The following is a 21,690-nucleotide window of genomic DNA, read 5'->3' as shown; positions in this document are numbered from 1 at the left end:
GTGCGGCATGGGACTGATTTCTGACCTGATGGCACAGGGCCAGGGCGATGCGCCTGCCGCGCCACGTACCTATACCCAGCTCACGTCCGATCCGGGGTTCCTCGGCGCGTCGTATGAGGATCGCCGCCGCCAGTACGCCGACTGGCTGAAGACCGATGCGCCCCAGCTTCTGCAAAACGTCAGCGACAAACAGAAGCACCAGTTCGTGAGCGAGATCAACCAGCGTTTCGCGCAGGACGTGCCGCGCCCCGCATCGGGGGGCGTCTTCGGCAACGACCTGTTCAACCGCACGACCATCGGCCTGAACGAGGGCATCGGGCAGTTTGCCGATGCGGTGAGCCCCGGCAGCGAGTATGCGAAAGCGATCCGCGCCGAGAACGACCGCATCCGCGCCAGCATGTCGGCGGCCTCGCAGGACGAAGACCTCGCGTTGCAGGAGCGGCTGGCGAAGGCCGACCAGGCGAATCCGAACGCGCCGGGATGGGAGCGTGCAAAGGTCTACGGACGGGCGTTTCTTTCGCATCCGCTCGACACGATGGCCGGGGTGGGCGGCAGCTCGATACCGGCGCTGCTGGGCGGGGCCGTTGCCGCACCGCTCGGTATCGCAGCCGGTGCGGCCCAGGCGTTCGGCGGTTCACGCGGAGCCGAATACGACCTTGCGCAGACCATGCCGCTCGATGCGCTGCGCCGCAATCCCGATGCGGCGGCGATGCTCGATGCGGGTGTGCCCGAGGCGCAGGTGCGTGACACGCTGGGACGGCAGATCGGCGCGGGCAATGTGATCGCGGGCGCGGGTGGCGCAATCAGCGGTTCGTTCCTCGGGCGGGTTGCGGGCGGGCGGCTGGGCCAAGGCATTACCCAGGCGCTCGAAAGCGGCTGGCGTGCGCCGGTTGCGGGTGCGGTCGAACAGGGTATCGCGGGCGGCGTCACGCAGCTCGGCACGAACATCGCGGCGCAGCAGGTGCAGCCCGACGTTTCGACCGGGCGCGATATTTTCGCAGCCGCTGCCCAAGGCGCGCTGCCGGGTGCGGTGTTTGGCGGCGTCGGCGCGCTGCGTTCGCGTGAAGCGCCTGCCGCCACGCCCACCGAAGAAGCCCCGCCGTCCGCGCCAGCTCCCCAGCTTGGCTACGACCCTAACGTCGCTTCAGGCAGTCCCGTAGTGACGTTCCCTGATGGCAGCGTGTCGCTTGCATCGCAGGCGGGTGCGACGAGCCAGGCAGTCGGAGAAACGCTTGCGCAGCGCCAGCAGGCGCGTGAGATGACCGATGCGCAGACCGCGTTGCAGCAGCGCCATGCCGACATCGCGGCGGCGACCACGCGACGCGACGCGACGCAGGCGGACCTCGAAAACCTCACGTCGATGTATCAGGGCACCGCGGAACAGCCCGTGCAGCCTGTCACGCAGGAAGAAGCCTATGCGGCGATGGCACCGCGTCGCGCTGAAGCGCCGCGCACGTTCATCGACCCCGACGAATTCGGCGCGCACATTGATGCGCTCGATGCGCAACGTCAGACGGGACGTGATGCCTATGAGGCGTGGTGGACTGAGCGCCTGAACCAGCTCGACGCACAGCCCTGGCGGCAGGACCTGCGGCCCGACGAATCCGCTGCCGCCAACTATCAGGCGTGGTGGCACGACGAAATGATGAACAACGATACCGCACAGCAGGCCGAAGCCCGCACGCGCCGCGAAGCCGCCGAGGCCGAGGAAACGCGCAATGCGCTGATGGACGCCGTGAGCGACGAACAGTACAACGCGATCCAGCAGCGCATCGACCAGGCCCGCGCGGAATCGCTGCGTGGCGTCGTGGACCGCGTGGCCGGACGGGCTGTCAATGATGCGCTGGCGGACCCGTCATCCCGCCAGTCCGCAGCGGAACGCTTCAATGCGCTGCTGGATGCCGAAATGTCGAACTATCCACACTCGCGCGCGCAGCTCACGCCCGAACTGCTCGAACAGGGCCAGCGCCTGGCGGGCGAGCGTCTGGAGCACGCGCAGGGACTGCTGCACGACACGGCGCAATACCTGCATGCGATCCCCGACATGAGCGCGCAGGAAACGGCGGCATGGATCAACGATGTCATTCCTGAAAGGCGGACCGTCAATGAAAACCAGCAACCCCGTACTGGCACCCAACGTGAACCCGGCACGCCCGCGCGCACGTCCCGTGCCACGCGCGCCGAACGCGGCCAGGCCGCCACCCGCGACTTCGCCTTCGGGCACACAGCCGAAAGCAGGCGTGAACCCGCAGAAACTGATGGCGATGGGCATCGCGCTGGGCGCGACCGGCAGACCCGTGCCGAAAGCGCTGACACAACGCCTGTCGCCACAGCAGCTCAAACAGATGGTGAACATGATCGTCCTGCTGCGCCAGCGCCGCCAGTTCAACCGCTCGGGGCAGATACCGGAAACGCCCGAACTCCAGCGGCAGGCGCAGCAAATCGCCGCACGCGGTGGCCCGCAGCCGCCCACCAACCCGACACCGGCCCAGGTGCTGCGATCACTGCCGCCCCAGGCGCGCGCCGAAGTGCTCGCCAACGAGGCGCAGCTGATACGGCAGCAGCAGGCCCAGCAGGCGGTGAACCAGCGCTCGCAGCTCGCCCAGCAGACGCAGGGGAACGTGCCGCTATAGCGTCCTCAACCTCGCCCTCAACCGCCACCGGAACGGAGGCCAGCCATGCCATTCAGGAGCCGCGCACAGATCGGCAAATGCTTCGCGGCGAACGACCCGAAGTGGGACTGCCGCAAGTGGGCGAAGGAAACGCCCGCCCTGAAAAACCTGCCGGAGAAGGCGCAGCCGGAGCGCGCGAATCCCCCACTGCGAAGGAGAACTACACGAGGCACGAAGCGCTGACGCGCGTGATGTCGGAGCTGACATCGATTGAAAATCCCCATACGCGCACGCGGGAGCGGACCTATTTCCGCGACCAGATCGAGAACCTGGCTGATCCGCAGACCGGCCGCGTGACCGGCGATGACGTGCAGAAGCTGGCCGACGAAGCCAGGCAACGGCTGGGCGACCAGCGCCTGTGGGTCAAGGCGAACCGCAAGGTGCCCGACCACATGGATGTATCGAAGGATGAGGCGCAGATCACGGACGAAAGGGCCGCGCCAGCGAACGATAACGTCAACCGTCTCGCGCCCGAGGACAAGGCGCTGTTGCAGGATGCCGCCGCCGCGCACGGCGTGCGCTCGCCCGCGAAGTTCGCGATGATCGCCAAACTGAACAGCGAGTTTCCGGGCAGCTTCTGGCACGACCTGTCCGCGAAGGTCAGGTCACTGGTCAACACGGTCATGAAAGGCGTCGGCGTGCTCGCTGCCGCCATCGCGATCAATCATGCGGTGCCGATGCACGATGCACGCGCCCAGGTGGCGCATGCCGATGTTACGGTGTCCCGGCATACGAAGGGCCTTGAAGGCAGGAACGATATCGTCAACCAGTGGGTGCAGAAGTCGGGTGACAACAACGGCGGAAGCTATCTCATTGCGGACAAGGAAAACGGCAACCTTTATGTGATGTCGCCCAAAGGCGAAGTGCGGGAAACGATACCTGCCCTGTTCGGCGCGGCGAAGGGCGACGAGGCCGTGCAGGGCCAGACGCCCGCAGGCGCCTTCACGCTGAACTGGCAGAAAGCCCCCGACACGAAGACCTATGGCGACTCGATCCAGACCTTCAGGGCGACAGACAAGGGCACGTTCGCGATTCACCGCGTGCTGACCGGCACGCCCGAGCATCGCGCCGAACGCCTGGCCTCCGGCAACCCTGCCGACAGACGCATCACCAACGGCTGCATCAACGTGCCTGCCGAAGCGTACAACCGGCTGTTTGACAAAAACTATAACGGGCGGCTCTATGTCGTGCCCGACAACGCTGAAGAACTTGGCAGGCGCTTTCCGGGCGGCCAGCCTGCGGGAAAGACCTCGATGCTGCAAAGGGGACTCAAGGCGGGTGCGGAAGCCGCGCTCGATGCGCTGGTGCCGTCCGCCAATGCCTCGACGGGTGCGCCCGCCGATTCAGGCGGCGGCATGGGCATGCTCGCGGCGCTCGGCGCGGGCTATGGGGCGTCGCGCCTGCTCAAGCGCCGTGCTGCCGCGAGAGCTGAAGCGGACACGGCCCTGCGTGCCGACATGCAGCGTGAAGCGGCATACCGGCCCGAACCTGCGGCGTCGCAATCCGCTGCCCCCAGCTTTCTCGCGGATACGGTAGCGAAGGCCGCGTCGATCCTCTCGCGCGACGAAAACCCGATCCCCCGCACGCACGACGAAGCGATGAACCTGCTGCGCGGCGAGCCGGTGCGCGAACCGAAGCCTGCCTCCGCCGACACGCTGTCGTACCAGCTGTGGCGCAACCTGCGTGAGGGACTGAATTTCACCGACACGCCATTCCTGTCGTGGGCGCGTCAGAGTCTCAGGCGTGATGGCGGTGAATACGATTCGATCCCCGCGTACCGCGCGTGGCGGCTGATGAAAGGCAAGGCGCGCGCCGAATACCACGACATGCTGCACGACCAGGGCAAGCGGCTGATGGACCTGACCAACGACATCGCGCAGAAACACAAGGGTGATGGACGTGACCCGGCGCAGGTCGCGCGAGAAATCTCGTACTACCCGACCTATGCGCATATCGCGGGCAGCGCCACCGATGCGGTGCATGCCTCGCTGAAGGAGGGCCTGGACAATGCCCAGGCGCGCATCGACGACGTGGTGAAACGCGGCGAGGTCGCCTCGCCCGACATGATGCGCGCACGCGACGCGGCACGGGACGATCTGGCGGAGTTCGGGCACGCGCAGCAGCATGATGGCAGGACAGACGCGGGTGAAACCAGCCGCCTGCTGCCCGGTGGGGCGACCCGCGCGCAGGCCCGTGAGGCGATGCGTCTGCTGGAGCAGCGTTACGGGAAAGACGACATGCAGCGGCTTGCCGCAGAACATGTCAAGGTACATGCGGAGCTGCGCCGCGCCGGAATCGATGCGGGTGTGTACGACAGGTCGCTTGAAGACAGTCCGCTGAACCGGGACTACGTACCGCTCACGGGCGACCCCGGCATCAGCGAGACCGGCGAGCACGATGTGTTCGGCGCGTCCGCGATGAACCACGACCTCCTGCGCACGCGCGGCGGGCGCGCATCGCTTGCCGATGACGCACTGACCGCCTTTCATGCGCGCGCCTCCGAGCTGTCGCGGGCCATCGCGAAGCAGCCGTTTGTCGAGGCGCTGACGAAAGCGATCCGCGACGAAAAGCCTGCGGGCGTGCATGTCGTGCCGGACAGCCAGCCGGTCGGCCAGCGTGATGTGATCCGTTTCCGCGACGAGGAAGGCAACCGGCAGAAGATTTACTGGGACGACCACAGCGTGGGACAGGCACTGCGCGCGGGGCTAAACGACGCGCACAGCGAAGTGTTGCAGAAGATCGGCGCGGCCACGCGTGGCTATTTCCAGCTCATCACCCGCTTCACGCCGATGTTCGCGCCCATCAACCGCATGAAGGACGTGCTGGAGCGGTCCTTCAACGCCGCGTCGCGCAATATCCTGACGGCGGAGGGCAAGCCCATCAGCCGCACACGCTTTTTCTCCGACGTGGCCCGACGCCAGGCCAGCCCGCAGATGAACGGCGCGGTGCTCAATTTCCTGCGTGGCGCACCGGATACATCGAAGTTCGGCCAGTACCTCAAGGAACTGCACGAAGGGGGCGCGCTGATGACGTACACGAACGAGTATGCGAAGTCGCGTGAGTCGATCATCCGCGAGGCCGCCCGCGCGCGTGACATCTTCAACTCGAAGGACGTGAAGGAAAGTGCCCTCACCCTGCGCGACGTGGCACTCGGTTACGTCAACAAATGGAACGAGTTTTTCGACACCGGATCGTCGCTGTCGATCTACGCGGCGCTGCGCGATCAGGGCGTGCCGAAGCAGGAAGCGCAGTTCCGCACGCTCGACCTCTTTGACCTGAACCAGCGCGGCAAGGCAACCGGCTGGGCGCGAGCGTTCCTGCCGTTTGCCAATTCCACCTTCAAGGGCGGCGGCAACTTCGTGCGCTCGATGTCCACGCGCCGGGGCCAGGCCCTGTTCGCGACCGCCTTTGTCGGTGGACTGATGATGTATTCGATGGCGCATTCAATGGCGAACGACGACCCGGACACCGGCAACGAGGTGGACAACCTGCCGGAGAGCACGATAGCGAACGGCATTCCCGTGAAGGTGGGCGACCATTTCCTCTCCGTGCCGGTCGGCTTTGGCATTCCGAAGGTCGCCTGGGAGATGGCCGTGCTCGCGTCGCGCGCGGCGGCGGGCAAATCTGACATGAGCGATGTCGTGTTCGGTGCGGCCAATGCGGTGCTGCGCGAGACAACGCCGCTGTCGCTGCCCGAAGGCAGCAGCGGTTCGCTGCTGAAGGACGCGTTCATGACGGCGACGCCGGGGCTGCTGCGCCCGGCCGCACAGGTCGCGCTCAACACATCGCAGTTCGGCAGTCCGATCGTGCGTGACCTGTCGCCGGAGCAGTACCGGTCGATGCAGGGCACGATGAACACCGAAGAATCCTACAAGCGGCTTGCCAACGGGGTGCGCGAAACCACCGGCCTCGATCTTGCGCCCGAGGAATGGAAGACGCTCGTGAACGGCTACCTGATCGGCCCGCTGACGGGCGTGGCGTCCCTCTTCCAGGAGCCAGGGGCGAAGGGCAAGCTGCAGACCACGCGTGAAGAGCTGGGGCTGTGGGATGCATTCGGCCTCTCGCGCCTCGTGAAGGGCAACCCGCGTGAACTGGAAAGCCAGTTCTACTCGGAACTGGACCGCGCGCAGCGGCAGCAGCGCGCGGGCGCGGCGGGCGACGAGGACGTGGACCCGGCGCGCGTGGATGCCACCACGCGCGCCGTCAATGCGTTGCGCACGCTTTCGCAGCAAGCGAAACAGGCGTACAAGGATGCGAACGGCGACGTGGAGTTGATCCGTCCCGAGCTGGAGGCCATCGAGGCGCAGCGCGGGCAGATCATGCGCGGCTATCTCCGGGAGACCCAGTGATGATTGTGCATAAGATGGCACATAAGCTGATCGTGCGGGTCGTCCCCTACCGTACCATCAAGACGTGCCTCGCGCTGCGCGAGGCCGGGTGCCATGATGCCGGGAGCGGTGAGCCTTTACGGGAGCTGGACCTGCATGTGCGGATCGAGCGCGTGCACTGCTATCATCCCGAGCCGCTGAAGCAGGTCTGGAACGGCTGCTGTTACGTGCCGTGCGATGACGACGGACGCTCCCGCTGCCCGTTCCCGGTGATCGACTATCCGGCCTTCGAACGCGACCGCGAAGGCCGCATCTGCTTCTACTGGGACCGGCTGCTTTACACCCAGCCATCGGGACGCTACCGGGCAGCGGTGCGCCGTGGCGAGCATGAACTGCTGGTGTTCGGTCTCCAGCTCGACGCCGCGCCCGTTGTCGTTGAACAGGTCGCGAACGTCGAGGTGGCCCCCTGCGACTGCGGAGCGTGATGGATGGCACAGGTATCGATAACCGGTTTTACCGCAACGCTTGCGGCCCCCCTGATGGCCGAAGACACAACCCTCGTGCTCAACGCCGCCGCACAGACGCTGCTCGTCTCGCGCCTGTCCGATGCCGGCAACGGCAACTACGCGTTCCTCTACGTGCATGACGGCGCGAGTGTCGAGGTCGTGAAGGTATCCGCGTATGCAGGCACGCTGGCGCTTGCACGCGCTTCAACGCCCCACAGCTTCCCGAAGGGCGCATGTGTCGATGGGCGCGTGACCTATGACGGCGTGAAAGACCTGATCTGCAATTTCGACTGCTGTGCGGGTGACTGCCCGTGCGAGGCCGTCGCGGCGGCGGGCATGGTGATTCCCGCGTCGCTCGCGGGCGTGCCGTGGGAAGGCATGGTGGTGTTCAGCGGCGCGATGCCGATGGCGCTGTCGGTTCAGGGTGCGCCCGCGTGGCTCGGCGTCACGCTGGGTGCGAACTTCGTGAAGCTCGCGGGCACGCCGCCTTTCGCGGGCCACTACCTCCTATCGGTCGGTGCAACGAACTGCAACGGCGCGGTGGCGTCGCAGCCAGTGATGCTGGACGTGCAGGGGTAAATGCAATCGCTCCGTCGCGCGGCCTGGCGCTATTTTCCCGAGACTTCCCGCATACCCAGTTTTGCAATGCCTCGCTCGGTTCGACAGTCATACGCGAATACATCGTCCCCTTCAACCCACAGACCGTCAAACTCCACCACAACCGGGCTTTCGTTGATGGTCACCTTCCATTTCTGCCGCGCTGGCCTGCCCATACTGTTCCGGATGTGGAATCCGCGACCGTGACTGCCAGAAATCTCCTCGACATTGAAGGTGACTGAATGCTGCCCTTCGCGGGCAATAGTGATGTATCCCATGCGTCTCCGACCCTTTTCTTGTACGACACCCCGTCATTTTATCGCTCTTAGCGACGCAACCTGCACATGCGTGTCGGTTGCGTGGTCGAGCGTGCCCGCCACGAGCACCGCGCGCTGCGCAGTCACCCCTGCGGCCAGCGCGCCGACCGCGAAGCGCCAGCCGCTGCCAATCGCCCAGTATTTCTGCGGCCCTATCACCGAGCGGTCCTCGATCATCGTGTAGAGACCGGTGCGGTTCGCGACCAGCGCGTTGAAGTGGCTGTCCTCGGTCTGCGTGGCCTCGTACTCCGGGCGGATCAGTGCAGTTTCCTTGAGCATCAGGTGCAGCAGCCGCATCGTCTCCACCAGCGCGACATGACCGCCCGCGAGCGGATAGCGGCCCGCCTCCATCGTCAGGCACCGCTCGATATGCTGCGTGACCGCCAGCGGCCCCGACAGCCCCAGCAGCCAGCCGTCGCCATGCATGATCTTGCGCACCGGGTCGGCATACGCGAAATCGCTGCCGGACAGCGCACTGTCCGCCGCCATTGTGATCGCGCCGTCGTCATTGCGCGCTGCTATCGTCGTCATCATCCACTCCCATCATGTCGTCGCTGGCCTGCACGCACAGGCAGTCAGTGCGCAGCACATTCGAACCGTACTTCGGCAGTCCCCTGCCGAGCGCAGACTGGCACCTTGCCTTGACGAGCTGGCTGTGGCGTTGCATGTCCGCGAGCGCGTCGGGGTAGTCGATGCGTCGCCGCCTGCACCAGTCGCGCAACGCCGCCCGCGCGATGTAGGTCCGCCCGCTCTTCTGTTCGTAGCGCACCTTCAGCGTCCCGCCAGGGGCGATGTCGCGGATCACGTAGTCGGTTGCCAGCGACGCATCGGCGGGTGCGTGCGACTGCGCGACGATCACGGTGCTGCCGATACTGTCGTTCAGGAATTCGGCCAGTACCGTACCGCCCCTGGCCTGGCTATCCGCAACCTCGCGCCGCTGGTCTGGCAGCAGCACATCGGCCACCCAGGCCTCGACACCTGCCACATCGATGTCGTGCAGGCCCGCCGCCTTCGCCAGCCCGGCTCCCGTGAAGATCGCCGCGAGGCTGGCGAACCACAGCCGCTCGTCACGCCCCGCATTCGCGCGGCGCATCAGCGTCTCCTGGCGCTCGCGGATCAGCGCGGGCAGTCTCCCTGCATTTGCGACCATCCATTGCACCAGGATTTCTCCCGCATGCCCGTAGTTGCCGAGCGCCAGACTGACCACGCTCTGGTCGTCGATCCAGCTGCGGTCGTTCGGGTCGATGGACGGCAGCGGGACTTCCAGCAGCCGGTTGAGCACCGCGACATGTTCGCGGTCGGTCGTCGCGGTCAGCATCGCCCGCAGCGAACGGTTGGCCGACGACAGGTAGATCGACTGCCATGTGTGCCCCTGCGTCACGTCAAGCGTCGCGGTCATGCGGTCCTTTTCCTGGCCGCTGGCGAGCGCGTGCAGCAGCGGAAAAACCTCCTCGGGCTGGGTGAGTGCGATCTCATCGAACATCAGCGGCAGGTTGTGCAGCACGCCCAGTTCGGCCATCAGTGCGTTACGGGTGCTGCCGTATTTCGAGGTGGGCGCGTGCTTCATCAGCAGTTGCGGATTGCCCCACACGGCGGCGGCGATCCTTTGCAGCGAGGTCTTGCCGGTGCCGGATTCGCCCACCAGATGCACGAGAAAACCCGGCGACTCGGTGAAGTGCAGCAGCGGTGCGCCAAACGCGGTGAATAGCGCGAAGGCCATCGGCTCCAGCCCCGGCTTCGCATACAGGTTCGCCGCGCTGCGCCACGCGTCGAGCGTACCGGCTGGTTCCAGCCAGCGCGCCATGCTCGCGGCAGTGCGCGCGAGGCGCACCGGCACCACCTCAACGCCTGCCGGCGTGTTCCTGAACATCCGGTTGCCGGACACGAACGCGCCGTCTGCTGTCGAGCCGAAACGCACATGCTGGGCCACGGGCTTCTGTACCTGGCGGATCTGGTCAATGTAGGCTCTCATGTATTCCACCATCCGGTTGTTCTGTCCGGGAGCAAGCGTCACGCCCCGCGAGTAAAGTTCCCGCTGGAGGTCAAGAGGATTGCTGAATAGTTTTCCAGACAGGGGAATCTCATACCAGGCGTTGCGCGTCCTGTCGTAGATACCTGTCCAGTAGTCGAAGATTTCGCGGCCTTCACTGTCGTAACCCTGCGCCGCTTCCTTCACGTACACAGGCTGATGCGTGAGCGGAACGCGCCGCACCCTCGCGTTGCCGCTGTCATCCTCATAGCGGTCAAGCCAGGCGACGCCCATCGGATGCCCGTCGTCCATTTCCTCCGGCGTCACCAGCTCGAACCGCGCATCGCGCAGGCGCAGCGTCATGCCGATTACCTCACGCGCGAACGTGTGTGGCACAGCGAATTCGCTTTCCGTCTGGTGATCGCCATTCACCACGTTGGTGAGCGCGGGTGCTGCGCTCGTGCCGGGCAGCGGCCTGCCCAGCCCGAGCACGATGGGCGAGCGGATCAGCCCGTGATGCACGCACCGCTCGCAGATGCCGGGGCGCTTGCCGTTGAATACCGCACACGTCATCGGCATGCCGCCGTCACCCTGCTGGCGGGCCAGCACCGCGAGCTTCGCATCGGTATCCTCGCGCCGGTAGCGCGCATCGCGCTTTGACATCGCATGGCACCATCCGTCGCCCTGCTGGCACAGGCGCAGCACCGACAGCATGCCGCGCCAGATGTCCTCGCGCTGGAACGGTGCGTCGCGTATCTGGCGGCAGCCGGTGATGATGGGTTCCGCCGATTTCGGCAGCGTCGCATCGAGCGCGTGCAGCAGCGTATCGGTATGGGGTGCGGTGCCGTTTGCACGGGCCACGCCATGGCCGCCGCGCGGTTGGCTGACAAGTGACTTGTACGGTCGGGCCGCCGTCACCAGCCGGTCGCCCAGCTCGCTGTCCGTGTAGGGATCGTTCAGCGTGACCAGCTCGACGGGCCGGGGTCTGGCCGGGTCTTTCCGGTTCGACGTGCCAACGGGCCTGAGCACGCGTGATGCATCGGTCGTGCACGCATGGTCTACCTTCAACCCCAGCCCGAGCGCGACCACCTTCAGGACCGTCGCGGCCATCAGCCAGACGCGCTGTGGAATGTCTTCCGAGAACGGCCAGTAGAGGTGAAAGCCGTGGCCGCTGTTCACCACCAGCGGCCATGGCAGACCCGAGTCCTGGATGAACCGCGTGATCGCGTGCGCCGCGTCCTTCCTGGTCGGATACGCATCATCGCGGGCGGGCTTGATATCGATGTCGAGCCACAGCGAGTGCAGCCACGCCGCGTTTTCCTGCGTGCGGTAAAAGCGCGTGCCCCCCTTCGCTGCCTTCGCCGGGTTGTCGTGCGGGCGTTCCCGGTCGCGAAAGCCCGCGAGCGCCATGTAGGCGTTGCCCTGTGCCGTATCAATCGCCCGCAGACGCGCGGCCAGTCCGTCCACGTCCGCATGGGGCGTGTTGCGCCACCAGCTGCGCGTGCCGCGCTGCACGGGCGTGGCCGCGCACAGCCAGCCGCGGGCTGGCAGCACCCGGCGCAGGAAGCCCGCCATATCGGTCCTGTTCATGGTCTGCACGGGGCGCGCGCTCACGCGCCCCGGCCCGGTTCAGTCGTCGGTCGTGCCGTTCAGCAGGGCGGCCACCTTCGCTTCGAGAGTGCCACCGATCCCGGTTTCGAAACCCGCCTCGGAGCCCGTCCCGATGCCGGATTCGCTCTCTTCACCGTCGCCTGCCTGCACGGCGGCCCGCGTGCCACGGGGATTGACGAAGCCGCGTGACGGGCGACCCTCCGTCCCGCCCGACGTGCCATCTTCGGCCTGCTTCGGCGGCACGAAACCCGCCTGCTGCCGTGGCGGGGCCTGGGTGGACTGCTGTGCCTGCCCCACACTGGGGTCGTTAGCGGCGGTCCGGCGACGTGTGCGCCGTGCCGTACCCTGCGCATCTGCCTTCGGCGGGGACGGCGGTGCCTTGCTGGCAGGCGGCGGGGGCGGCGGAGGGACTTCCTCCTGCATCTGCGGCACTTCCAGCGCGTGCGGATAGTTCTCCAGCAGGTAGTCCGTCACCATGTCCTCCGTCACCAGCGGATGCTGCGCCCATTCGCGCACCGTCTCCGGCACGTCCGGGTGCATGAGGCCCGGCGGCTCGACCAGCGGGCGTTCCTCGTGCTGCTGTCCGTGCTGCGGTTCCTGCTCCCGCACTACCTGCTGCCGCTGCGTGTCCGGCTCGGGTGCTTCCGCTACGCCGTCCATGCTGTCCACAGGTGCCGACGCCGCGTATTCTTCTGCGTCCACGTTCAGCAGGTGCAGCACGTCAGGTTCCCGCCCGCGCAGCGCCGCCGCCGAAATCTGGTCCGGCCCGAGAAATGCCGCACTACGCTCCGAGTTCAGCGCCACGCCAAAGCGCACGACGGGCACGGCCGGCTTTTCATCGAACGTCAGCTGCGTGACGATTGCGTGCGGCGGAATGCCGTGCGGGAAGCCACCACGCGGCGACGCAAGGTACTGAACATAGTCCTTCAGCGACCGCAGATTGCTGGCGGGGTCCGACTCGCCAAACAGCGACATCGCGTTGATGTCGAACGCCCACGCCTCGCCTTCGATGTCATCCGGCGACACGATCACGATACGCTTCTTGAATTGGCACGCGCGCCCGCCATTCTGGCCCGAACCCTTGATGTTGTTCGGGCATTCGGCGCATGAGTGGACCGGTCGCCAGCCGCGATTCGTCTCGATCTGCGGAATCTGCTCCAGCGGCGCTTCGGGGGCGACGCCATCACGCGACCAGCACGTAGGCCGTGCGCCCTCCACCTGGCCGTACGGCGTTTTGAACCAGATGCGGCTCACACTCGGAGAGGCCGCAATGATCACGACCTTGAGCGTCCGTTCGGGGTGCACGTAGACCTCGGTGCCGCCCCGGTAGAAGCGAAACCGGCTGCTCCTGATCGACAGGCGGTTGATGCCGCCCGAGAGGCCGCCGCCCAGCGCAGCGCCGATGCCCGAACTGTCACTGTTGAGCAGCGCGAGCGTACGCGGGTCCACCGTATCAAAAATTGCAAGGTCGTTCATGACTGTTCGTCCTCCTGGTTGTCCTTCGTGAGCCATCTGCGTGCCTGCTTCAGGTAGCCGAGCGCATTGACCTCGCCGTCCGTCTGCGGGCCTGCCGCCTCGATCTGCGCGATGGCCTCGTTCACATGCCCGGATACCGTGAGTTGCGCCACGTCCTGCGGCGCGTCTTCCGTTGCCGGGGTTGCCTGCTGTTGCTGCACCGCTCGCGCGGCGCGTCTGCGTGTTGCCATGTCCTGTGCTCCTGGGGTTATGCCGCCGCGCGCGTGCGCGCGGACTCACTGCGACGCCTCACCGACACGCCGTACGCGGGCATCACGTTAATGGCCGGTGGTACGCGCCCGTCGTTGGCCGCCATGTAGCTCTCAACCGCCTCCTTCGTCACGCGTCGGTGCAGGTAAGCAAATACCTGTGTCGGGTCCGCACGCGCCTTTTCGAGGCGCACCGCCTCGGCCAGCAGCCAGCGGTAGAACTTCGGCCAGCCCTCGGCGGCGCACGAGATGGTGTTGACCTTCGTGCGTGATACCGTGGCGGCCCCGGTCCTGAACCCGTCCTGCTGGCGACGGTTCATCCGCGCGAGCATTTCGCGCTCGATGCCCTCCTCCACCGCCTTGAGCCTGCGCAACTGCTCCTTCAGTTCGTCGTCGCGCCTGCCGCACATCAGGTGCGCACGCACCAGCTCGTCGTCGGTGGCCTGCTGCCAGCTGATGCCGCTGTTTCCGTTCATGTCTTTACCGTTCATGGTTTTCCTCGTGCTGGTTCACGATGGCTCGTGAATGATTTCGCGAAATAGTTCGATGATCCGTTCCTGCAGGTCCACACCTTCCTTCAGCGACCGGAAGAGCCTGCGCTCCGCAGGGGTCGAATGCAGATGCACGATGGCGGGCGTCTTGGACTTCTGGTGCACCGAGTTGATGCGCTCGACCGCCTGCCGGTAGACGAACGCACCGTTCATCGGCGGCCCGAAGAACACCACCGTGTCCGCTGCCGCCAGCTCCACGCTGAAGGCCGCTGTCCTCGGATGCAGCACCAGCGTGTGCGGGTCCTTCTGCCACTGGAAGTTGTGGAATATGTCGTTGCGCCTTTTGCCCGTCACGTCGCCGTCCACCCGCGCCACGCTCCAGCGCTTGCCCAGGTGCGCAACCAGCGCATCCATCGCCGCGCGGTACGGTGCGAAGATCACCACCTTGTATTCGGACTGTTCGATGATCGAGTCAAGCACCGCCAGCCGTTCGCGCATGTCGAGCATCACCGGCTCGCCCGTGTCGGTCTTCACCGCCCCCGTTGCGACCTGAAGCAGCTTGCCGACCAGCACCGCCGCGTTTGCCGCCGTCACCGTCCTGCCATCCTCGGTCGCCACCAGCATGTCGCGCCGCAGCGACTCGTAGAGCTTCTTCTGTTCCTTCGACAGCGGTGCCTCGAACTCCAGGTACTGCAAGGGCGGCAGATCCATCACGTCTTCCTTCGCGTAGCAGATCGCCGGTTGCATCACCTGGTTGACGAGCTTTTCGGAACCCGCGAGCGGCAGATACTTCCTGCGGTTCGACGCGTACATGGTCATGTTCCGCCACGCGGTGCGCGAGGCCGGAACCTTGCGCGCATCGATCAGCTTCACCTGGCCGTACACGTGCATCGGGTCGCCCGGCGTACCTGTGGCTGCCCACGCCCAGGCCGCCGGTCTCACGACTTGCTCCGCCGCCTCCCAGCGGGCCGTCGACGGGTTCGCGTAGTCGGTGATCTCGTCCACCACCACCACGCCGATGCGGCCGGATTTGACCGCCTCGGCCAGCTCGCGACCGATGACCTCGATTCCGTCCGGGTTGATGATGAAAAGGTCATAGTTGCCCTTGAGCAGCTTCAACCGCCGCTCGCGCGAGCCCGCGAGCACCGCCACCGACCAGTGCGGGAACAGGCCGAACGCTTCCGTCTCCCACGTCGCATGCAGCCCCGACACGGGCGCGATTACGAGCGCCCCCTTGACCTGCCCCTGCGTCTTCAGGAAGTCGATGGCGATCAGGATCGCCGCCGTCTTGCCCATGCGTGGCGGATGCAGCACGAACGCGCGGGTGTTCTCGGTAAGGAACGCGGCGGTATCGGTCTGGTGCGCCATCACCGGGTGACGGCCCCGGATCAGCGGCGCGCGGTAGCGGTAACGGAAGACCTCATGGCCCTTCACGTTCACGCCAATATTGCGCAGCACGCGCATCACGTCGGTGGTGTGCGGCACCTTGAAAAGCCGCCGCCCGCGAAACACGAACTCGCAGCAGGCGGGAATGACCGCCTTCACGCGTTCCGGGTTACGCAGGTGCAGCACCATGGCATTCTCGCCGGGTATCACGACTGGCATTGCTCTGTCATCCTCACTATCTGTCTGGAACGGCGGTATGCAGCCTGCCAGGCCGCGCCGCCGAGCGCGAGCGGGTTGTAGTCAGTCCAGGCCTTAAGCGTCGAAACCGCGATGCCGCGTTCATCGGCGATGCGCTGCATGGCCGTACGCACATGGACGTGAACCAGCAGCACCAGCGCCTCAAAGGCCGGGTAGTTGTCCGCATGCACGACGAACGCAAGACCACCCGCCGCCCGTATCTGCTTCAGCCGCAGCCGTTGTAACGCGCTCACGGGGCTTTTTGTGGTGGCCTTCGTCTCGACGCCGACCAGTGCGCCGTGCAGGCACACGAGAAAATCAGGGTGTCCCGATTCGCCGTAGCCGAACGTGACGACCATCGCCCGGTAGGCTCCGACCCGCGCGAACAGCGCCTTGCACCGTGCCTTGATTTCGCCTTCGGGCGTGCTCATGTCCGTCACCGGCTACCCGCCACGCCCGTGATATTCACAGCGGGTCACGGGACAATGCGCCTTGCAGAGTCCGCAGGGTGTCGGCGGATACTTGCCCTCCGCCTGCGTGGCTTCGTAGCGCCGGAACTCATCGAACAGGCCCTCGGGCGTGAAGGTCCCACGTCTGGCGCGAAAGCGCACCATATCGTCCGCCTTGAAAAACACGAGTGCGCTGTCCACTGTCTGCACCTTCGGGTGATGGGCGAAGGTCAGCAGCGCCAGCATCTGTAGCTGCTGCGTATCATGCTTCAGTCGCCCGGATTTCCAGTCCAGCGTGACGGCCCGCTCGCCCATCACCACCGTGCAGTCGTCCTTGCCATACACATACTTCGTGTCCTGTGCCTCCCACTCACACGGATGAAAATCGTGATCGACCGCCAGCCTGCGTTCGACATGAATTTCCGCCTTGCCGCGATAGCCGTCCAGCAGACGCCCCACCCACTCCAGGTGCGCAAACTCGGCGGGCATCGACCTGCCATCACGGATGCGCAGCTCAAGTGACTTGTGCAGCCGGTTGCCCTCGCGGATCGCGTCGGTTTCCTCGAAACGCACTTCTTTCGTCACGTATCTCGCCTCGAACTGGCGCGGACAGTTCTGGAACGTCGAGAGCGCCGTCTGGCTGATCGGAATGAATTGTCTGTTCATGACATCACCCGTTCATGTGTTCCAGACGCACCACCTGAAGCCAGCGGTACACGTCTTCGTCGCGTCCACGGTAAGTTCCATCCCACTCGCCCGTGAACGGCACGAGTAGCGCGCGGGCCAGCGCGGCTTCACGCGGCGACATATGAAACGAAATCTGCCGTTCGGTGCTCGGCGTCAGGTACACGACTGTTTCGAATCCGGACTCCGCTTCGGGGTCCACGCTCCAGCCCACGAACTCCGAAGGCGCAATGACCTGCTTCACGCCTTCGAGATACGCCCCCATGAAAATCGCCGCGAGAATCGCAAGGTTGTTGCGCTCGCGGTAGACCTGATCAAGCCGCACACGCGGCACCAGGTCTTCATTGCTGCTGGTACTGCTGTTCTCTGATTCCATTTCACGTTGCTCCGAAATTGCGGCCAGTCCCGACTTCACAGTCGAGCGGCAGGCCTGCGGACCATGCGGGCACCTGTCGCATGCATGTAGCGACATACGCCCGCGCCTCATTGGCCTCCTCTTCCCTGACCGCCGTCACCCAGGCATCATGTTCATTGAGCAGCACCGGATAGCGCTTCGCGATCCGCCGTGCCTGCCACTTCATCACCGCGAACGCGAGCGCCTGGGTCAGGTTCTCGGCGAGCTTCGCGCCGTACAGCTTCCTGCGCACCGTCGCGTGTCCCCTGCGCCGGTCGTAGACGATTTCTTCATCGAATGACCCGGACTCCCGGTTCTCAACCAGTTCGACCCGCAGGTTCGGATAGTTCAGCCACAGACCGTCCGGCAGACGCACGCCAGGCGTGTACGTACCGAACAGCGTGCGGCTGCCCTCGTAGAAGAACAGGTCACCGCGCGGCCCGCCAAACCATCCGCTACCGCCCGCGAGCAGGTGACGCAGCACCTGATCGCAGCGCAACCAGTACAGGACGATCCGGTCGTTGGTCTGGCGGTACACCTCTATCGAGCGCATTGCCATCTGCGGCTCCAGCATCACGCCGTGCTGGGCGCGTGCCATCTTCCTGAAACGCTCCCAGCCCATCCCGAAGCCCGCACCCAGCACCACCGCCTTGCCGGTCTGCCGCCACGTCACGTAATGCCGGTCCTCGGGCAGCGCGCGTTTCGCGCGCTCGCGTATCTCATGCACGTCCAGTCCGCTGATATGCGCGGCCATCACCGGGTACGGATCGCCACCCGTCGCGAACAGGTGCAGCAGGTCGTGCTGGTTCGCCTGCCACGCGAGCGTGCGGGCCTCGACCTGTTTCGAGTCTCCTGCCACCAGCACGTATCCTTCGGGTGCCTCGATGGCGACGCGCATTGCGTCGCTCTGGCCCTCCACGCGTCCGGTCGGCAGGTTTTGAAGATCGATACCATCGTCACCGCCGAGGCGATGCGTATGCGCGCCCGACACCTTCATCGGCACGCTGAGCGACGGGAACCTCGACAGCGTGATCAGCTTTTCCAGCCGGGTTTCCTCGATGGTTGACTTCACGCCCAAGCGCGCGGCTACCAGCGCCTCCAGCAGCGTGTTGCCCGACTCCGCCAGTTCCATCAGGCCCTCGTCCGTCTTCGCAAATGCATACGTCAGCTTCGACGGATTCGACGGTGAGGGCTTCACCGGAATGTCAAACGACACGGGCACGCCGCCCGTGCGGCTGTAGCGCTGCTGGAGATACTTTCCATAGCGCACGCCGCCTTCGTCGTCCCGGTCAAAGGCGCGGCCCGGCGTCGCGAACCACGCCCACGGCAGCGCGCCGCCCATGAACTCCAGCATCAGCGCAAACTTTTCGTTCGACGCGAGCACCGTTTCAAGCTGTTCAACCGACTGCACGCCGAGACGTTTGCCGAGTGTCGCCATCAGTTCGGCCTTGCGCTCGCGCACGCGCTTCAGGTCCGCTACCAGCACGTCACGGTTAAGCCGCAGCATCGGGCACGCGGCCATGCGGATCGCGATGTCATGCCACACCAGCTCCCCCACGGGCAGCAGCGGGGCCATGATGTGGAACAGGCCGTGGCAGATGTCGGTGTCGGTGCAGCAGTAAGCGCCGTAGCGCGCCAGCTCCTGCGGCGTGAAATCCGCGCGCCGCTTGCCAAGCGCCCGCGTCACTTCGTCGCCTTTCTCCGGTATCGCGTAACCCAGCGAGCGCATGTGCTTCGCGAGCGCCGCGAGCGATCCGCCTGCGCCATGGTCGAGCCCCAGCGCACGCGCCATCGACAGCGTGCATGCCAGACGCGCGGGCAGGATGCCGAAGTGCCACGCGAGAATGAGCGCATCGAAGAAACTGTTGTGCGCGACCATGATGGCGTCGTTCCACCATGCCTGTGCGCCCAGCGACTTCTTGAGGAAGCGGACATCACCCGTGTGCCACGTCGTTGGCCCACCGTTGATGCGGATCGAGTAGCCGATGACCTCGAAACGCGGATCGCGCAGGTACTCGGCAGTCGTCATCCGGGACAGCGAATAGTTGTCGTCGTAGTACGTTTCAAAATCCGCGAAAACGAGCTTCATGACGCACTCCGCAGAAAATCACACCCTGTGATTCACGCGGCGTCGTACAGCTCGACAATCACGTGGCGGTGACGCACGATGCCCAGCTTGTCAAGCAGCCAGCGCGGCGGGCAGCGCTGCGCCTTGAGCAGCATCTTCAGGTAATACTTGTCAATGTTCAGCTTGATCGCCATCAGCTCGACGTTCCCGCCATAGGTCCTGTCGAGCATGGACACCAGCCGCTCATGCACCTGTTCGGGTGTGAGCGGATCGCCAGCAGACCGGTAAGACATGACAGCCTCCGTGTCAGGCATCGCACAGGCCTGACGTTTATTACGCAGAAGCGCAGGTTAGCATCCTGCGGGTAACAATGTAGGACACCTAATATGTTTGAAAGGATGTCGTCACAATTGCACAAACATCTGTCTAGTTATTCCTTCCCCGGTTCCGGCGAACTGACATCACGCGCAGGTTCGACGGCGCGTTGGTGCCGCCGCCCTTCAGACGCCGGATGTGATCGACATCACGTCCCGCGATGGCGGCGCTGCCGAGCCGGTCTTCCATCGTCCTGCGCGCCGCGTTGCGCGTCGCCCGGTCCTTCTTCTGTGCGGGAGACGCGTGGTCCCGCAGGTATTCCTTCCGGTAATCGCGATCCTTCGGGTTCTGGCCCATCTGCGTCTCCTTGCGTTTGCCTGCGTACCGGTGTGTATCAGGCGGCCTGCGCGACCGTCACCGGACGCAACGCCTCCCATGCTTCCATGAGCGCGAGCAGCATCGACGGCTCGACCTCGAATTCGTACAGGTGATCGTTCGCCGCATGCTCACGCAGCTCGGCGAGCAGTTCATCGCCACCAACATGAACCGCGAACCTGTCGATACCTTTCGCCACACCCGTGAGCTGCGCGGGGGTGAGCGACAGGCGCTGCGGCTGCCTGGCTTCCTGGCGCGTCTGCATCCGCTTCGCCTCCAGACGCTTCATCGCCGCGACCGTCACCTTCGCCGGCTTCGCGGTCTTCGGCCTGCCGTTAGCCGGTGCTGCCTGCGCTTCGGCTGCGGCCTCGCGCTGTACTTCCTGCTGCATGGTCTTCAGCACCCGCGCCGCATCGTCGCCATGCCTGCGCACGATGCCGATAGCCGCCTGGGCATCGGCCTGCCCGCTTTCCACCATCGCCTTCACGTCGCTGTTGGCGCGCGCCAGCACCAGGTACTGTTCGACGGCCTGCGGCGTGCGCCCGATACGTTCGGCAATCTCGCGGTTGCCCGCGCCCCGGTTCTTCATCCGCTGGATCACCGCCGCGATTTCAAGCGGCTTGAGCGGCAGGCCATCGGAAGCGGTCAGCAGCCGCGCGTCGCGGTCAGCATCGTTGCCTGTGAACGGGATACCCCACAGCCACTCAACCTGTGCGCCTTCCTCGAGGGCAAGCAGCGCGCCGCGCCGCCGCTGGTGTCCCTCGACGACCAGCACCCTGCCGTTCATGACGCGGAACTCGACGGGCGGCACATAGTGCCCCGCCCGGTACGCATCCGCAAAGGCACGGATTTTCGCGCGGCTCTCCAGGCTGTCGTAGTCACGCGGGTTATAGCCGTCCTCTTCCTCCAGCCGGTGCACCGGAATCTTGTACATGTTGTCCTTCTTCAGGTGGCCCGCATCCGCCAGCGTGCGGATCGAGTTGGTCGTCTTTGCGGCTTCGAGGATGGCGGTATTTTTCGGGGGCATGTCAGAGACTCCTTGGGTTGTCAACGTTCGAATGAACGCAATCAGGACGCGCAAAAAGCACGTCCCTTTACGGAATGGGATCGGATCAGATAATGCAGGAACGGGCGCTACGAATTAAGAATTCGCAGAGGAACAATGTCGAAATGCGCCGGATGCAGAAATGCGATGCGGGGAGGGAACAGGCAAAAAATCAGTCGTGGACTGGATTACTAATTCGAGTCGGATACGATTAAGAATACAGACTAAATTTTCATATGGCATGAACATTATTGGTCACGTTTCGGAGCAAGTCAAGGTAACGACCTCGTAGTGCCGCCGCACGGCTTCTGGCAACGTGACCCAGGCATTGCGCACGTCCTTCGCGACGAGCACCGACAGCAGCGTCTGCGCGGCATCCTCTATCCGTGCCGCTTCTTCAGCCTGCCGCGTGCCGCGCAGCTTCCCGGCCTCGCGCAGCCGCCTGTGGATCTGGTCGAGCAAGGTCGTCGTCCTGACGAAGATGCCGGTATCGCTCATGAAAACTCCTGGGATGTCATGGGG

At 65.2% G+C, this 21,690-nt stretch carries 18 protein-coding genes; 3 read left to right on the top strand and 15 right to left on the bottom strand.

What is annotated here, in order from left to right; translation table 11 throughout:
• Positions 1 to 7: 7 nt before the first annotated feature.
• From P3T23_RS22140 to P3T23_RS22130, 3 genes are read left to right on the top strand one after another with little or no spacing between them, the layout of a single operon-like run.
• Positions 8 to 7,021, top strand: a complete 7,014-nt coding sequence (locus P3T23_RS22140) for an LPD38 domain-containing protein (protein ID WP_429318256.1) — start codon at positions 8 to 10, stop codon at positions 7,019 to 7,021.
• A complete protein-coding gene (locus P3T23_RS22135) occupies positions 7,021 to 7,485 on the top strand; it encodes a hypothetical protein (protein ID WP_429318255.1) in 465 nt (154 codons plus the stop codon). Before P3T23_RS22140 ends, P3T23_RS22135 begins: the two co-directional genes overlap by 1 nt.
• A 3-nt stretch (positions 7,486 to 7,488) precedes the next feature.
• On the top strand, positions 7,489 to 8,085 hold the full coding sequence (locus P3T23_RS22130) for a hypothetical protein (protein ID WP_429318254.1): 597 nt from the start codon (positions 7,489 to 7,491) through the stop codon (positions 8,083 to 8,085).
• Between the two features lie 29 nt (positions 8,086 to 8,114).
• On the opposite strand, the gene P3T23_RS22125 is transcribed toward P3T23_RS22130, so the two are convergent.
• From P3T23_RS22125 to P3T23_RS22055, 15 genes are all read right to left on the bottom strand, one after another.
• On the bottom strand, positions 8,115 to 8,381 hold the full coding sequence (locus P3T23_RS22125; protein ID WP_429318253.1) for a hypothetical protein: 267 nt from the start codon (positions 8,379 to 8,381) through the stop codon (positions 8,115 to 8,117).
• A gap of 33 nt (positions 8,382 to 8,414) precedes the next feature.
• Positions 8,415 to 8,951, bottom strand: a complete 537-nt coding sequence (locus P3T23_RS22120) for a hypothetical protein (protein ID WP_429318252.1) — start codon at positions 8,949 to 8,951, stop codon at positions 8,415 to 8,417.
• Positions 8,926 to 11,979: a DUF927 domain-containing protein gene (locus tag P3T23_RS22115; RefSeq protein WP_429318251.1), complete on the bottom strand. Its 3,054-nt coding sequence runs from the start codon at positions 11,977 to 11,979 to the stop codon at positions 8,926 to 8,928. Before P3T23_RS22115 ends, P3T23_RS22120 begins: the two co-directional genes overlap by 26 nt.
• 39 nt (positions 11,980 to 12,018) lie before the next feature.
• Positions 12,019 to 13,476: a hypothetical protein gene (locus tag P3T23_RS22110; RefSeq protein ID WP_429318250.1), complete on the bottom strand. Its 1,458-nt coding sequence runs from the start codon at positions 13,474 to 13,476 to the stop codon at positions 12,019 to 12,021.
• Positions 13,473 to 13,706, bottom strand: a complete 234-nt coding sequence (locus P3T23_RS22105; protein WP_429318249.1) for a hypothetical protein — start codon at positions 13,704 to 13,706, stop codon at positions 13,473 to 13,475. The genes P3T23_RS22110 and P3T23_RS22105 overlap by 4 nt, the downstream gene beginning before the upstream one ends.
• 17 nt (positions 13,707 to 13,723) lie before the next feature.
• Positions 13,724 to 14,215 (bottom strand): hypothetical protein, encoded by a 492-nt coding sequence (locus P3T23_RS22100; RefSeq protein WP_429318248.1) that lies wholly within the window; start codon positions 14,213 to 14,215, stop codon positions 13,724 to 13,726.
• An 18-nt stretch (positions 14,216 to 14,233) separates the two neighbouring features.
• A complete protein-coding gene (locus P3T23_RS22095; protein ID WP_429318247.1) occupies positions 14,234 to 15,820 on the bottom strand; it encodes a helicase-related protein in 1,587 nt (528 codons plus the stop codon).
• Positions 15,808 to 16,269 (bottom strand): hypothetical protein, encoded by a 462-nt coding sequence (locus tag P3T23_RS22090; RefSeq protein WP_429318246.1) that lies wholly within the window; start codon positions 16,267 to 16,269, stop codon positions 15,808 to 15,810. The genes P3T23_RS22095 and P3T23_RS22090 overlap by 13 nt, the downstream gene beginning before the upstream one ends.
• A gap of 12 nt (positions 16,270 to 16,281) precedes the next feature.
• Positions 16,282 to 16,953 carry a PD-(D/E)XK nuclease family protein gene (locus P3T23_RS22085; protein WP_429318245.1) on the bottom strand — a complete coding sequence of 224 codons (672 nt, stop codon included), beginning with the start codon at positions 16,951 to 16,953 and terminating at the stop codon, positions 16,282 to 16,284.
• Between the two features lie 4 nt (positions 16,954 to 16,957).
• Positions 16,958 to 17,347 carry a hypothetical protein gene (locus P3T23_RS22080; protein WP_429318244.1) on the bottom strand — a complete coding sequence of 130 codons (390 nt, stop codon included), beginning with the start codon at positions 17,345 to 17,347 and terminating at the stop codon, positions 16,958 to 16,960.
• 1 nt (position 17,348) lies between these two features.
• Positions 17,349 to 19,454 carry a DNA polymerase gene (locus P3T23_RS22075; protein ID WP_429318243.1) on the bottom strand — a complete coding sequence of 702 codons (2,106 nt, stop codon included), beginning with the start codon at positions 19,452 to 19,454 and terminating at the stop codon, positions 17,349 to 17,351.
• 32 nt (positions 19,455 to 19,486) lie between these two features.
• Positions 19,487 to 19,726, bottom strand: coding sequence for a hypothetical protein (locus P3T23_RS22070; RefSeq protein WP_429318242.1), 240 nt, complete (start codon positions 19,724 to 19,726; stop codon positions 19,487 to 19,489).
• A gap of 133 nt (positions 19,727 to 19,859) precedes the next feature.
• Complete coding sequence (locus P3T23_RS22065; protein WP_429318241.1) at positions 19,860 to 20,105, bottom strand: HNH endonuclease; 246 nt, start codon at positions 20,103 to 20,105, stop codon at positions 19,860 to 19,862.
• Between the two features lie 37 nt (positions 20,106 to 20,142).
• Positions 20,143 to 21,150: a hypothetical protein gene (locus P3T23_RS22060; protein WP_429318240.1), complete on the bottom strand. Its 1,008-nt coding sequence runs from the start codon at positions 21,148 to 21,150 to the stop codon at positions 20,143 to 20,145.
• Positions 21,151 to 21,423: 273 nt separating this feature from the next.
• The gene (locus tag P3T23_RS22055; RefSeq protein WP_429318239.1) at positions 21,424 to 21,666 is read right to left on the bottom strand and encodes a hypothetical protein; all 243 of its coding nucleotides are present in this window, start codon (positions 21,664 to 21,666) and stop codon (positions 21,424 to 21,426) included.
• Between the last annotated feature and the right edge of the window lie 24 nt (positions 21,667 to 21,690).

Source organism: Paraburkholderia sp. GAS448 (genome assembly GCF_050435685.1).
In the GTDB taxonomy this organism is placed as follows: Bacteria; Pseudomonadota; Gammaproteobacteria; order Burkholderiales; family Burkholderiaceae; genus Paraburkholderia.
This window is presented reverse-complemented; position numbering and strand designations above follow the sequence as displayed.